Origin of the sequence: Streptomyces sp. NPDC019443, from assembly GCF_044389785.1 — a bacterium.
GTDB lineage: Bacteria > Actinomycetota > Actinomycetes > Streptomycetales > Streptomycetaceae > Streptomyces.
In genome coordinates, this window is sequence record NZ_JBIRYJ010000007.1 from 119,262 (window position 1) to 132,159 (window position 12,898).

At 70.7% G+C, this 12,898-nt stretch carries 11 protein-coding genes; 3 read left to right on the forward strand and 8 right to left on the reverse strand.

The features are described 5' to 3' along the window. Positions 1-40: 40 nt before the first annotated feature. The 3 genes from ACH492_RS23040 to ACH492_RS23050 all read right to left on the reverse strand — a co-directional run bounded on the left by ACH492_RS23040 (position 41) and on the right by ACH492_RS23050 (position 4,516). A complete protein-coding gene (locus ACH492_RS23040) occupies positions 41-1,567 on the reverse strand; it encodes a nickel transporter (protein WP_398989388.1) in 1,527 nt (508 codons plus the stop codon). Next, entirely contained in the window at positions 1,564-2,916 is a 1,353-nt protein-coding gene (locus ACH492_RS23045; RefSeq protein ID WP_398989390.1) for a hypothetical protein, read from the reverse strand. Before ACH492_RS23045 ends, ACH492_RS23040 begins: the two co-directional genes overlap by 4 nt. Before the next feature lie 64 nt (positions 2,917-2,980). Then, entirely contained in the window at positions 2,981-4,516 is a 1,536-nt protein-coding gene (locus ACH492_RS23050) for a DUF4331 domain-containing protein (RefSeq protein WP_398989392.1), read from the reverse strand. 258 nt (positions 4,517-4,774) lie between these two features. On the opposite strand from ACH492_RS23050, the gene ACH492_RS23055 reads away from it, so the two are divergent. Next, entirely contained in the window at positions 4,775-5,038 is a 264-nt protein-coding gene (locus ACH492_RS23055; RefSeq protein ID WP_398989394.1) for a hypothetical protein, read from the forward strand. 36 nt (positions 5,039-5,074) lie between these two features. Here ACH492_RS23055 and ACH492_RS23060 read toward each other — a convergent pair whose 3' ends face one another. Together ACH492_RS23060 and ACH492_RS23065 are read right to left on the reverse strand one after the other, a co-directional pair. Beyond that, the gene (locus tag ACH492_RS23060) at positions 5,075-6,268 is read right to left on the reverse strand and encodes a CaiB/BaiF CoA transferase family protein (protein ID WP_398989395.1); all 1,194 of its coding nucleotides are present in this window, start codon (positions 6,266-6,268) and stop codon (positions 5,075-5,077) included. Between the two features lie 255 nt (positions 6,269-6,523). Then, positions 6,524-6,997, reverse strand: coding sequence for an ATP-binding protein (locus ACH492_RS23065; RefSeq protein ID WP_398989397.1), 474 nt, complete (start codon positions 6,995-6,997; stop codon positions 6,524-6,526). A gap of 270 nt (positions 6,998-7,267) precedes the next feature. On the opposite strand from ACH492_RS23065, the gene ACH492_RS23070 reads away from it, so the two are divergent. Both ACH492_RS23070 and ACH492_RS23075 read left to right on the forward strand, forming a co-directional pair. After that, positions 7,268-7,732, forward strand: a complete 465-nt coding sequence (locus ACH492_RS23070) for a GNAT family N-acetyltransferase (protein WP_398989399.1) — start codon at positions 7,268-7,270, stop codon at positions 7,730-7,732. Between the two features lie 89 nt (positions 7,733-7,821). Further along, the gene (locus ACH492_RS23075; protein WP_398989401.1) at positions 7,822-9,438 is read left to right on the forward strand and encodes a N,N-dimethylformamidase beta subunit family domain-containing protein; all 1,617 of its coding nucleotides are present in this window, start codon (positions 7,822-7,824) and stop codon (positions 9,436-9,438) included. On the opposite strand, the gene ACH492_RS23080 is transcribed toward ACH492_RS23075, so the two are convergent. From ACH492_RS23080 to hmgA, 3 genes are all read right to left on the reverse strand, one after another. Further along, positions 9,420-10,580, reverse strand: coding sequence for a type ISP restriction/modification enzyme (locus ACH492_RS23080; RefSeq protein WP_398989402.1), 1,161 nt, complete (start codon positions 10,578-10,580; stop codon positions 9,420-9,422). The genes ACH492_RS23075 and ACH492_RS23080 overlap by 19 nt on opposite strands. Before the next feature lie 133 nt (positions 10,581-10,713). Then, on the reverse strand, positions 10,714-11,463 hold the full coding sequence (locus ACH492_RS23085) for a GntR family transcriptional regulator (protein WP_398989404.1): 750 nt from the start codon (positions 11,461-11,463) through the stop codon (positions 10,714-10,716). A 13-nt stretch (positions 11,464-11,476) separates the two neighbouring features. After that, positions 11,477-12,820 carry a homogentisate 1,2-dioxygenase gene (gene hmgA / locus ACH492_RS23090; RefSeq protein WP_398989406.1) on the reverse strand — a complete coding sequence of 448 codons (1,344 nt, stop codon included), beginning with the start codon at positions 12,818-12,820 and terminating at the stop codon, positions 11,477-11,479. Positions 12,821-12,898: the final 78 nt, after the last annotated feature.

Genomic DNA, 12,898 nt, shown 5'->3' on the forward strand with positions numbered 1-12,898 from the left:
AGAGCCCCCATCGGTAGCAGAGCAACTACCCCAAGTTAGCTCACGCAAGAGCTGTTGCCGCCCCCTTGAGCGCCAATCCGCATCCGAGGGCGAGGACTATGCAGGCCGTGCCCAGCGGCATCACGCGCTGCGCGGCGGAGAAGACCCGTCCCTTGCGACGGCTCCGGTCGGCCAGCAGGCGGGCGGCGCGATCACCGAGGCGGACCGCGGCGAAGCCTGCGGCGGCGAGAGTGAGGGCGAGCCCGACGCCGTACGCAATGACGAGCAGCAGACCGAACCAGGCCCGCCCGAGCGCGGCGGCGCCGACGAGTACGACGACGGCGGACGGACTGGGGACCAGTCCGCCGGCAAAGCCGAGCAGGAGGGTTGAACGGACGCCCAGGGGGCGGTGGTCGTGGCTGTGTGGGTGCGCATGGCCGTGGGAGTCCCAGTGGCCGTGGTCGTGCCCGTGGCTATGGCTGTCGTCGTGGCCGTGGGAGTGGCTGTGCCCATGCCCGTGGCTGTGCCCATGCGCATCTCCCCGGTTTCTCCACGCCCTGCGTACCAGCACCGCCCCCGCCCCCGCCACCAGCGCCCCGCTCGCGACGCCCAGCCACGCCACCACCGACGGTGCGGCCGCCGAGCCCAGCGCGATCAGGCCGCCGAGCGCGAACACGCCGAGCGTGTGCGTGACCGTCACCGACGCGCCCAGCGAGAGGACGTCGCGCAGGGAGTTGCGACCGCCCGCCGCCGCGGCGGCCGCCATCACGGTCTTGCCGTGACCCGGCGCAAGCGCGTGCAGTGCGCCGAGCAGCACTGCCGTCGCCAGTGCCAGCGCGGCGAATCCCGCCGTCAGTTCGCGCCGGGACACCAGACCGGTCAGCGCCTGCGTCCAGCGGTCGGTCCCGCGCGGCAGCACGGAGGCCGGGGGCGCCGCCGCCTCCGACCGGTCCGCCGGTGCCCCGCCAGGAGTGACCGCGAAGCCGGCAGTCCTGCGGTCCAGCGGTGAGGAGAGCTGCCCTTCCGGGTACCGCGCCAGCCGCCGGGACGCCGACGCCCTGGGTACGTCGGACGAGGTGAGCGTCATCCGGTCGCCGCCGGCCGTGATCTCCCGCCAGCCCGGCCCCTGGCCGTCGCCCGCCGCCCGAAAGGCGATCGTCTGCCGCCCGTCGGGCAGTTCGGCCGTCAGCCTGCACTCGACGCGGAGCGTCGGCAGCCCGGCCTGGCCGGGGCGTACCTCCGCGTGGCCCGCGCGGGGCGTGAGCGGAACCAGGCGGCGTCCGACCGCGACCTCGGTGTCCCGCGCCGCGTCACCGCAGCGGCCCTGGGCCCACTCGGACAGTTCACCGGTGGACATCTTCCGGTCGCCGTTCCGGTCGATCTTCGAACGCGCCTGGGCGGCCGGTATCTCCGCCAGATCCTCGACATGGTCGACGCTCAGCCGGCCGGGCGAGACGAGGAGCCCGTCGTAGCGGTTGACCGTGAAGTTGCCCAGGGGATGCGCGGCGGCCGTTCCCGCGGGCAGCACGGCGAGCGCCGCCCCGGCGACGAGGACCGCCGCGCAGACGGCGGTCGTACGCCTCTTCATGACGCCTCCAGAGCCTTCAGCGCGGTTCGTGCCGCGCGTGAACCGGTGGGGGAGAACCCGGGGTTGATCTTCAGGGCGGTGGCCAGTGAACCGCGGGCCACGGCCGTCCTGCCCGCCGCGCGTTCGATCATGCCGCGGTGGTAGAGGAACACGGCGTTGCGGCAGCCGGTCGGTGCGGACGTCCTTACGTACGAAAGGGCCTCCGCGGAACGGCCGTTGACGTGCAGGGCCCAGGCGAGGGCGTCCGCCGTGTGCACGGTGCGGCGCTTGCGCCACTCGGCGCGTGCGGCGTCCAGCGCCTGGGCCCGGTCACCGTGGTCGGCCAGGGCGAGAGCCGTGTCCAGGTCGGTGTCCACGCCATTGGCGCGGGCCAACTCGGTCCAGGTGCCGATGAGTTCGTACTGGGCTCGGGCATCGGCCTTGCGCCCACCCGCCTCGTACAGCTCACCGAGCGCCACCAGCTGTCCCGGCAGCGGCAGCCGGTTCACCACCGCTTCGAGCCCGGACACGGCGGCCTTGGTGTCGCCGCGAGCGGCCTGCGCGCGGGCACGGCCCTCGAGCGCGGGCAGATACGCCGGGTCCGCCTTGAGCGCGGTCGCAAAGTGCCGCAGGGCCGGGGTGTACGCACCCTGGCTCCACTCCAGCTGGCCCAGAGCGGTCGCCACATACGCCGTGTCACCGGGGGAGGAGGCCGACTCCAGCGCCCGTCCGAGCACCCGGCGGGCTCCCGCGATGTCGCCGCGCAGCTCCAGTACGTACGCGTAGCGCGTGAAGACGGGAATGCCGGGGCGGCGGCGGTCGGCCTCCTCGGCCGCCGCCAACGCCCTTGGATAGCTGCCCAGTTCGACGAGGGCGTCGATCCGGGAGGCGAGCGCCCGCTCGCCGTACGGATTGACCTTCAGCGCCGCCTCCGCCTCCCGCAGCGCGCCGCGGAAGTCGTGCCGAGCCGCCGCGAGCGCGGCACGACCCGCGAGTGCCGCGTCATTGCCCTGCGGCTGGAGAGCCAGTGAGCGGGCGAGCGCCTTGTCTGCCTGCGGGTACCGGGTCGGGTCACCGCCGGTCCTGGCCTGCTCGACATAGGCGGCGCCCAGCGCCGCCCACCCCCGGGCGTCCTTGGGCTGCGCCCGCAGATGCGCCTGGAGGCCGGTGACCCCGCGGCCGAGGTCACCGGTGCCGATCCGGTCGAACGGCGCGTCCGCCACGGGCGCTGCGGTGCGGGCCGCCGGGGGCTCCTGGTCCCCCCGGCCGGCCACGACAGCACCCGCGGTGAGCGCGACGGCCATCACGCCGGCGGGAAGAAGGATTCCCCAGCGCCGGGCGCTCGCCCCTGATTCCCTTCGCAGGGACATGAGTCCTGCCCTTTCCGCTCGTAGATGCGTACGGCCAGATGCGTACGGGTCAGATGCGTACGGCTCAGCTGTACGGATTCCGTCGCCGCATCCGCCACCAGTTGAGGCCCAGGGCGACGAGCAGTACCCCCGCGCCCGCGGCGACCGCTGATGCGATCAGCGTGGTGCTGGTGGCGTCACTGCCGGAGGCGGCAGACGACGCGCCACCGCTGAGCAGGTTGCCCTGGGCGTCCTTGGTGCCGCCTTCCTTGGCGAGCGGTCCCCGGGAGCCGGCCGTCGGGAGCGCCACGTACGGGAAGGCCTTGCCGAACTTCTGGTCGTTCTCGTTGACCGCGTCGCCCAAGTCGTTCTTCTGACCGAGGAGTTCGCCCTCGACGACCTGGAGCGCGATGTCCAGCACGTCGTCCGTCAGCCGTCGCCCGTTGGGGAATCCGGCGTTGTCGCCGTCCAGCACGCCCAGCCTCTTGGGCTCGGCACTCGGCTGGATGGAGGTGTTGAGCCGTAGCATCTCCGCGGGACGGACATGCGGCGGCTTGTTGAGCTTGTCGACCCCGGTCAGGAACACCGAGACCAGGTCGTTGCGCGGTTCGGCCGGGGCCTTGATCTTGTAGATGCCCTCGATCAGCTTCGGCAGTTCCGGCTTGGTGACGAAGTTCAGGAAGTCACCGTCGTTCCAGGGGGCGGACGCGTTGAACTTGTCCTTGTCCTTCACGGGTATGACGACCTCGTTGACCAGCGGCATACCGAGCCGGGACACCTGGGTCCAGTGACCGCTCGCACTCTTGCGCTGGGTGGTCGACCAGATGCCGACGATGGGCTGCTCCTCCGACTCCTGGATGTACGCCGTCGGCACCTGCAGGGCGATGGAGTTGACGCTGTAGCCCTTGAGCGTGTCGTTGCCGACCTCGGAGAGGTTTCCGCCGTAGAGCAGGTCGAAGACGCGCAGGTCGAGGAAGAAGGGATCGTCCGCCTGGCCCGCGAACGCCATGGAGCCGCCCGGGAGATGCTTGACTGCCTGGTCGCGCAGGGCCTGGTAGTCCGGCATGGACGCCTTGCCCACGTTCGACGGCGCCACCGGCAGATCGTCGGCGATCTTTGTGCTGTGCTTCACACGCTGGTTCTTCAGCCTCAGCAGTTCGATGTCGTACGTCTGCGTGATGTTGAGGTCCGGGTCGTCGAGGGAGGTGACGGCGCCGGTGTTGAAGAGGAACGTATTGCCGTTCTTGACGTGGTCCTTGAAGGTCCACCGGTAGATCAGGTCGCCCTGGGCGTCGCCGTCACTGTCGATGTGGATGTCGTACTGGGCGTCGTCGGCGAACTTGAAGAAGTTCGGGCCGCCGGCCGGTTCCTGGAACGGCAGCACGTTGGCGACGAGCGTGGTGGTGTCCGGCTTGTCGGGGCTGACGAACGCGTACACGTCCGTGTTGTCGTACTGCGGCTGCCCGGAGATCAGTGGGGCCTCGCGGTGGCTGGAAGCCTCGGCCGTGCCCGGCTCCAGCCCGGTCACACCGGAAGCCACGAGTGTCCCGGCGGCCAGCGCGACGCAGGTAAGAGCGGCGAGCCTCCTGGGCCCCCGCCCGCTGCTGCTCATTGCGGTCATCGAATCCGTCCTTCGCGAGTGCTGGTCTTGCTTCGATGCCAGCCATTCGGTGCGGAGGGCTGTTCGGATTGGTCGGGAGTCCAGGAAGTTTTTCCTGACGCTCTGTCCAACTCGCCCTGGAATCACGTGGATTCGGTGAGTAGTCGTCAACTCGCGTACGGGTGTGGTGAATCCTGTGACCGGAATACACGAGTGTCACCGCGGGACGATAGGGTTAACCTGCCCGGGCCGGGTGCCCTCGTACGGGTGGGGAGTGACATGGAACAGATAACGGTGCGCAGCAGGGCGCGAGTGCCTGCAATCACGTGTGGGAGCAGTGCGACCAGCACGCGTCTCGACCGCCATCTCTCGGTGCTCGGCGGCCCTGCCGTCCCGCAGGGTGAGACGGCCGAGGCGACGTCGCTGATGCTCGAGCTCACCTCACGCGATGTCGCGCACACCCGCAAGAGCAAGAGCGCGCGTGTCTCGCTCTTCGCGCCGCTCAGGCGGCTGCGTCGCTCACTGTTCGGCAGCCGCGGCTGACCGACCCCCAGGACGCTCTCTCCTACGCGAACGCGCTCAGGCGACCACACCGTCCCGGCGCAGCGCCGCTGTCCCCTCATCCGTCATCCCCAGGGCCTTCAGCAGCGCATCGGTGTGCTCGCCGAGTGCGGGAACCGCGCCCATCCGCGCCTCCGGCCCGCCCGGGAGAGTGATCGGCGGCAGCAGTGCCCGCAGCGGCCCGACCGGTGAGTCCACCTCTCGCCACCGGTCCCGCGCGGCGAGCTGAGCATGCCCGGCCACATCCGTCACGTTGTTGAGCCGGGCGCATGCGATGCCCGCCGCCTCCAGCCGGCCGATCGCCTCCCGTGTGTCGAGGCGGGCCAGCGCCTCGGCCACCACCGCATCGGTCTTCTCCCGGTTCGCCGTACGGGCCGTGTTGGTCGCGAAGACCGGATCGGCCCCCAACTCCGGCCGCCCGAGCACCTGGTCGGCCAGCCGCCGCCACTCCCGGTCGTTCTGCACCGACAGCAGCACCTGCCCGCCGTCCGCCGTTGTGTAGGCGTCGTAGGGCGAGATGACGGCGTGCGCGACCCCCGTGCGCGCCGGGGCCTCACCCCCATGCATCCCGTAGTGCAGCGGATGCCCCATCCACTCGGCCAGTGACTCCAGCATCGAGACCTCCACAGGGCCTCCGACGCCCGTGGTCCCGCGCCGCAGCAGCGCCGCCAGCACCCCCGAGAAGGCGTACATGGCCGCCGCGATGTCGGCCGCCGGAATGCCCGCCTTGACGGGCTGCTCCGCGGTCCCGGTCACCGACACGAGGCCCGCCTCGCACTGCACGAGCATGTCGTACGCGCGCTTGTGGGCATACGGCCCCTCCGCGCCGTATCCGGAGATGTCCACGGCGATCAGCCGCGGGTGCGCGGCGCACAGAGTGTCCGCGTCCAGACCGAGCCGGGCGGCCGCGCCCTGGGCGAGGTTCTGCACGAACACATCGGCGTCCGCGACGAGTTGACGCACGATCTCCAAGCCGCGCGGGTCCTTCAGATCGACGGCGATGGACTCCTTGCCGCGGTTGCACCAGACGAAATGCGAGGCGAGCCCGCGGGCGGCGGTGTCGTAGCCGCGCGCGAAGTCGCCGCCGTCGGGGCGCTCGATCTTGATGACGCGGGCGCCGAGGTCGGCGAGCTGGCGCGTGGCGAAGGGCGCAGAGACGGCCTGCTCGACGGCGACGACCGTGATCCCGTCGAGGGGGAGAGGGTGGTTCATGAGCCGTGCCTATCGTGTACGTACCACCTTTGTCACCCCCTGGACCGCTTACCAGCCGTTTTGTGCCACACGGCGCGCGGCGAGCAGTCAGGCGGGGAGGCGCCAGGACGGTCCCGACGGCTCGCCGAGCCACACGGTTTGGATGTCGTCACCTTCCGTGTCTGACGCTGGAAGCTCTGACTGGCAGAAGAGGTGACGCCGGTCGCCCCCTGGGGGAAGCGACCGGCGCCAGTCCGCTCGTCCGGCCGCCATCGCTTACCAAGACGGCATCGTGTTGACGTACGCGCGCGGAGCAGCGGACTTCATACTGCGGCGCAGAATCTCACCGCGTGCGGCCGGCGACGGGACGGGAACCTCGAACTCTGCCCACACCTTCCTCCCCCGGGCAGTCGGCTCCCAGCCGTTGCACTTGGCCGGTGACTCCACCAGGGCAAGACCCCGCCCTGCCTCGGCGTCGCCGGTCGCGTACTTCCGCCTGGGCTCGGCCGGGTTGCCGTCGTGGACCACCACGAGGAGACGGCCATCGCCGAGATGAACGCCGACCATGGTGAAGCCACCGCCATGCACCACGGCGTTCGTGATCAGTTCCGAGGCGACCAGCTTGACCGCCTCGCGCAGCTCTTCATCCAGTGGCACCCCCCAGGCCCGGACGTGTGCCAGGACACGGTCGCGGGCGATTGCGACGGCGCACGGGCCTCCGGAGACGAGAATGCGGGCACGGCGGGTCATGAGGACTACTCCTCGGTGTGGGGTTGGAGGGCAGCCGATCCCGACGGGGGAGGCGGGGACCGACTACCGCTCTTTCGTGCCGCCCGGGGCCTGCTAGGGAGAGCCTGTTGGCGGCTCAGCTCCCTGGGCGGTGTGATGACCAGTCAACGACCGGTGCACCGGGAACCGCGCAGGCTCACGACTGGACCGACCGCCTGCGCACGAAATGGAGCTGACGCCGTGATAGAGCTGCGGCACTACTGTCACGAAGACTTCGCAACGATCCGACAGGTGCTCATCCTCGACGTGCACGCGAAGATCCCTGAGTACTCGCCGAACGATCCGTTCGTCCAGCGCTTCCCCTGGTTCGTGGACCACTGGGGCGGGATGCCCGGATTCACGTGCGTGATCGGTTACGACCGAGCCCAGCCGGTCGGCTTCGCCTACGGCGGGCCGCTGACCGACGGGCGTGAATGGTGGCGCGATCACCTCGACCCGGTCCCCGAGAAGTCGCAGACGTACGCGGTTTCGGAGGTGATGGTGCGTCCGGAGTGGCGCAAGACCGGGACGGCGGATCGGCTCCACGAGGCGCTGCTGGAAAAACGAGACGAACACCTGGCCGTCCTCCTGGTGGACACTACGCACCCCAAGGTGGAGAGCGTGTACGAGAGCTGGGGCTACAACAGGGTCGGCGAGCGCCAGCCGTTCGCGGACTCGCCGGTCTTCGCGGTCATGGTCAAGACGCTGGTGGCGTAGGGCGTGTCCGATGGGTCGGATCCTGGAGGGTGATTGACGATAGATTGCCCGCCTATGCCGGGTAGAAGTGGAACCACTACGTGACTGACGTGACGAAACATGAGGTACCAGGCGGGGCGGGGTACCCGGAGTGGTTCGGGCGCAGGCGGGTGCTGGGGCTGGCCGCAGCCACGTTCGTCTCTTCGCAGTCGTGGCTCGGTACGGAATCGGCCGCGCAGTCCGGCGCGGTACCCGGTGGCCGGCCCGGGGACGTGCGGGAGGAGTCCGGGCTCGACGTGCGTGCCGAGAACTCCCGGCCGGGAGATCGTGACTGGCGGATCACCCGGGCGGGCGCGGCTGGTGCCATTCAAGGCTTCGCCGAGCGCGTCAGCGTGCGCTCTGGGGAGGCCGTCGCGCTGCGTGTGTCGACGACGGCTGCGGCCTACACCGTTTCGGCGTACAGGATGGGCTGGTACGGCGGAGTGAGGGCTCGTCTCGTCTGGAGGTCGGGCCTACTGCCGGGGGTGCTTCAGTCTCCGGCGCTGCTCGATGCCGGTACGCGTATGGCGCGTGCCGACTGGCGGCGGACGGCGGAAGTGGACACCTCGGGCTGGCCGGAGGGCTGCTACCTGCTGCGGCTGGACGCCGAGGACGGCCGGGGGCAGAGGTTCGTACCGCTCACGATCCGGTCTTCTTCCGCAGCCGGCCGCACGGCGGTGGTCAATTCGGTCGCCACCTGGCAGGCGTACAACCGGTGGGGTGGCGCCGACCTGTACAAAGGCACGACCGGCAAGAAGGGTTCGCGATCCCTCGCGGTGTCATTCGACCGTCCCTACTCGGGTGGTCATGGGGCCGGCCAGTACCTCGTCTATGAAGCGCCGTTGGTCGCGCTCGCCGAGCGGATAGGGCTTCCGCTGGCGTACGCCACGGGAGTGGACGTGGCCCGTGAGCCGCGTTTCCTGGGCGGGGCCGTGGCCATGCTCTCGCTGGGGCACGACGAGTACTGGAGCCCCGAGCAGCGGCGGCATGTGACCTCGGCGCGCGACGGGGGTATGAACCTGGCCGTGCTCGGGGCCAACTGCTGCTACCGGCGTGTCCGCTTCGAGCCGTCCGCCGTGGGAGCGGACCGGATCGTGGTCTGCTACAAGGGCGACTACGCCAAGGACCCCGGGTTCCAGCGCGGGTGCCCCCCGACGAACGACTACCGGCGCATGCCCGCACCCGAACCCGAGAGTTCCCTGCTCGGGGTCATCTACGACGGCTACCCGGTGGACGCGCCGTTCGTGGTGTCCCATCCGGATCACTGGCTTTTGGAGGGCACCGGGGCGCGGCTGGGCGATGCCTTCCCCCACCTGGTGGGCGTCGAGTACGACCGGGTGAACCCGGCTCATCCCACGCCTCGGCCGATCGAGATCCTGGCGCATTCGCCGGTGGTGTGCAAAGGACGCCCCTCGTACGCCGACATGGCCTACTGCTCCCTGCCCGGCGGGGCGGGTGTCTTCGCCACGGGCACGATGCGCTGGGTCGAGGCGCTGGAGGCGACCGGCCCGGGCGGGGGCAAGGCGAACCACGGACTGGACGAGCGGGCCGGGAAGTTCACCCGTACCGTGACGGCCAACGTCCTGCGGGCGTTCGCGCAGGGGCCGGCGGGGGACGCGAGACCCGCGCATGACAATCTGGCCGATTCATTCGCCCCTCACAACGTCCGTCACAACAGGGCGAACTGACCCTCCGGCCCTTCCTCGTGATGGTCGAGTACGGAGGCGGGCCGCCGGGTTACGTCGCTCGGCGGCAGAACACCCGGGAGCTCGGTGATCTCCATCCCCTTCAACTCCTGCTTCTGGAGCCTGAGTTGACCGAGCAGTGCCAGCACGGTGATCAGTTCCAGCAACTCGGAGGTCCACTCCTGCGGCCACACCGCGGGCCGGATCGCCTCCAGCGTCCCGGGCTCGGCCCCGGCGGTACGACGCTCGAACCAGAGCTCCAGCACGCGTACGCCACCCACCTCGAAGTCCCAGGCATCCGCGGGTACGGGTGAGATCCGGCCGGTTCCGAGGCTGAGCACCTCCTCCTCGGCGTCGTACGCGATCGCGTCCGGTCGCGCGGGCACGGCGGCCCGCACATACGGCCGCCGGCCGCCCGGCAGCCGGGGTCGCTCGCCGCCCCGGGCCCCACGCAGCTGGACCTCCATCATCCGCCGCCCCAACTCCACACCGTCGACCCACACGTGGGGGTCGACGGGCAGCGGCACCACGCATCCCGCTGCCGACGTCTCGGCGGCCGCGACGATCCAGGCAACGACGTCGTCGGTCTCGACTTCGCGCCCGTACCGGCTCCCCAGGGCGGACAGCAGCCCGGGCGCGAGATTGGGCTCGACACCACCGGGCCGCCGGTAGAGCGGACGAATCCGCCCGGGCCTTCCCGCGGGCGAGCGCCCGTCCGGCAAGAGGGCGGATACGGCCACGGCAGGCCCCGACGCGTCGGCCACCCACCCCTGCTCAACGACAAACACCTGCCGCTCATCGGCGACCCGCCACAATTCGGGCCGGGCGGAGTCGATGAGCCGGTGGTCGGGAATCAGCCACTGCTCGTCGAAGGCCCCGTGCAGCACCCGCACCGGCGCGGGACACCGCCCGTCCTCCCGGACGAACCTGCCCGTCCCGCTGGTCTGCCCGGGCAACTGGGCAACGGCACTGCGCGGCGTACGGGCCCGAGTGCACCCGAACAAGGCATCGCGCTCGACGCCCTCGGCGCGCACAAGAGCATCCCACCGGGCCTTGAGAGAGCCCGCATCCGGGGCCATCACCCAGGCCCGCCCCAGCCGCAATGGGGGTACGCCCCACGGCATGAGCTCGTCCAGCATCGGCATGCCGAAATGCTAACCGGGGGCCCGGAGGCCCGCCCCGGGCCCACCACCCCGAGCCCCGCCCGCGGACGCCTCGCTCCCGGACGCCCGCCCCGCGGACGCCCATACCCCGAGGCCCGCACCCCCGACCGAACGGTCACTCCGCGTCGACCGTCACCGAGAACGAGAACCGGTCCCCCCTGTACCGAATCCGCGCCACATCCACCACCCGCCCGCCCTCGTCGTACGTCACCCCCGTGTAATGCAGGATCGGGCTCAGCAACGGCACCTTCAGCAGCTCCGCCGTCGACGGGTCGGCCAGCCGCGCCTCCACCGTGTCCGTGATCCTGCTGATCCGTACCCCCAGCGAATCCCGCAGCACCTTCGTCATCGGCCAGCGCTCCAGATCCGCGACGTCCAGCCCCGCCGCCACATCCGGGGCCAGCGCGTTCTCCGCCCAGTTGGTCGGCTCACCGCTCTCGCCGTCGCAGCGCAGCCGCCGGTACGTCACGACCTCGGCCACGTCGGGGAAGTACTCCGCGAGGTCGCCCCGGACCGGCTCGGGCCCGTGTCCCAGGATCGTCGTCCGCTCGCCCGACTGCTGGGCCACGATCGCGTCGATCGAGCCCAGCAGCCGCCTCGGCGCGCCCCGCCGCGCCCCCGGCTCGATAAAGGTGCCGCGCCGCCGGTGCCTGCTGATCAGGCCCTCCTCCTCCAGCTCCTTGAGGGCCTGGCGCATGGTCAGCACGCTGACGCCGTAGTGCGCGGCGAGCTGCTCCTCGGTCGGCAGCCGCAGCGACGCCTCGGGCGCTCGGCCCAGTATGGAGGCGCGCAGGGACTGCGAGACCTGGTACCACAGCGGCAGCTTGCGGTTCAGGACCAGCGAGTCGGGGGCAAAGGCGGTCACGGGGTACTCCGTACTACGACCGGAAGTGGCGCTCAAGACCCTGCCACACGTCGTCGTACCCCTCCTGCAGATGGTCCGCGTTCGCCGCCTGCGCGGTCGCCGTCACCGGCCAGCGCGTCTCGAACATGAACGCAAGCCCGTCGTCGATCTTCTGTGGCTTCAGCTCGGCGGCGCTTGCGCGGTCGAAGGTCTCCCGGTCGGGCCCGTGCGCGGACATCATGTTGTGCAGCGAACCGCCGCCGGGCACGAAGCCCTCGGCCTTGGCGTCGTACGCGCCCTCGATCAGGCCCATGTACTCGCTCATCACATTGCGGTGGAAGTACGGCGGCCGGAAGGTGTCCTCGCCGACCAGCCAGCGCGGCGCGAAGACCACGAAGTCGACCCCGGCCAGGCCCGGGGTGTCGCTCGGCGACGTCAGCACGGTGAAGATCGACGGATCCGGGTGGTCGTACGAGATCGTCCCGATCACATTGAAGCGGCGCAGGTCGTAGACGTACGGAACATGATTGCCGTGCCAGGCGACGACATCGAGCGGCGAGTGGTCGTACGTCGCGGCCCAGAGGTTCCCGCAGAACTTGTTGACGACCTCGACCGGGCCCTCCACATCCTCGTACGCCGCCAAGGGCGCGAGGAAGTCCCGGGCGTTGGCGAGGCCGTTTGCGCCGATCGGCCCGAGGTCGGGCAGCTGGAAGGGCTGACCGTAGTTCTCGCAGACATAGCCGCGGGCGGTCGGGCTCTGCCCGCCATCAGGCACAGCGGCGAGCAGCTCGACCCGGAAACGGACCCCGCGGGGGATCAGCGCCACCTCGCCGGGCCGGGCGGCGAGCAGCCCCAGCTCCGTGCGCAGCAGCAGCCCACCGCGCTCGGGCACGATCAGCAGCTCGCCGTCCGAGTCGCTGAACACCCGGTCGGTCATGGAGGCGTTGGCGTGGTAGAGGTGCACGGCCATGCCGGTGCGCTGGGTCGCGTCCCCATTGCCGCCGAGCGTCCACAGACCGGCCAGCCAGTCTGTGCCGGGTGCGGGCTCCGGCAGGGGGTTCCAGCGGAGCCGGTTGGGGTCGGGGACGGACTCGGTGAAGGGCGCGCTGCGTACGCCGCCGTTGCCGATGCGGACGAACGGCGGATGGGCGGCCGACGGGCGGATCCGGTACAGCCAGGAGCGGCGGTTGTGGGCGCGCGGCTCGGTGAACGCGCTGCCGCTCAGCTGTTCCGCGTACAGCCCGAGCGGTGCTCGCTGCGGTGAGTTGCGACCGTGCGGAAGTGCGCCCGGTACGGCCTCCGAGCTGTGCTCATTGCCGAAGCCGGGCGAGTACCCAAGGCCGTCGGCGGTCTTGCGCGCCTGCTCGATGCCGCTCATCGTCCCCTCCCGGTGCCGAAGGATTCCTATGCATAACCATAGGATTACGGGACCGCCCCGTCAACGGCAACAGGTCGG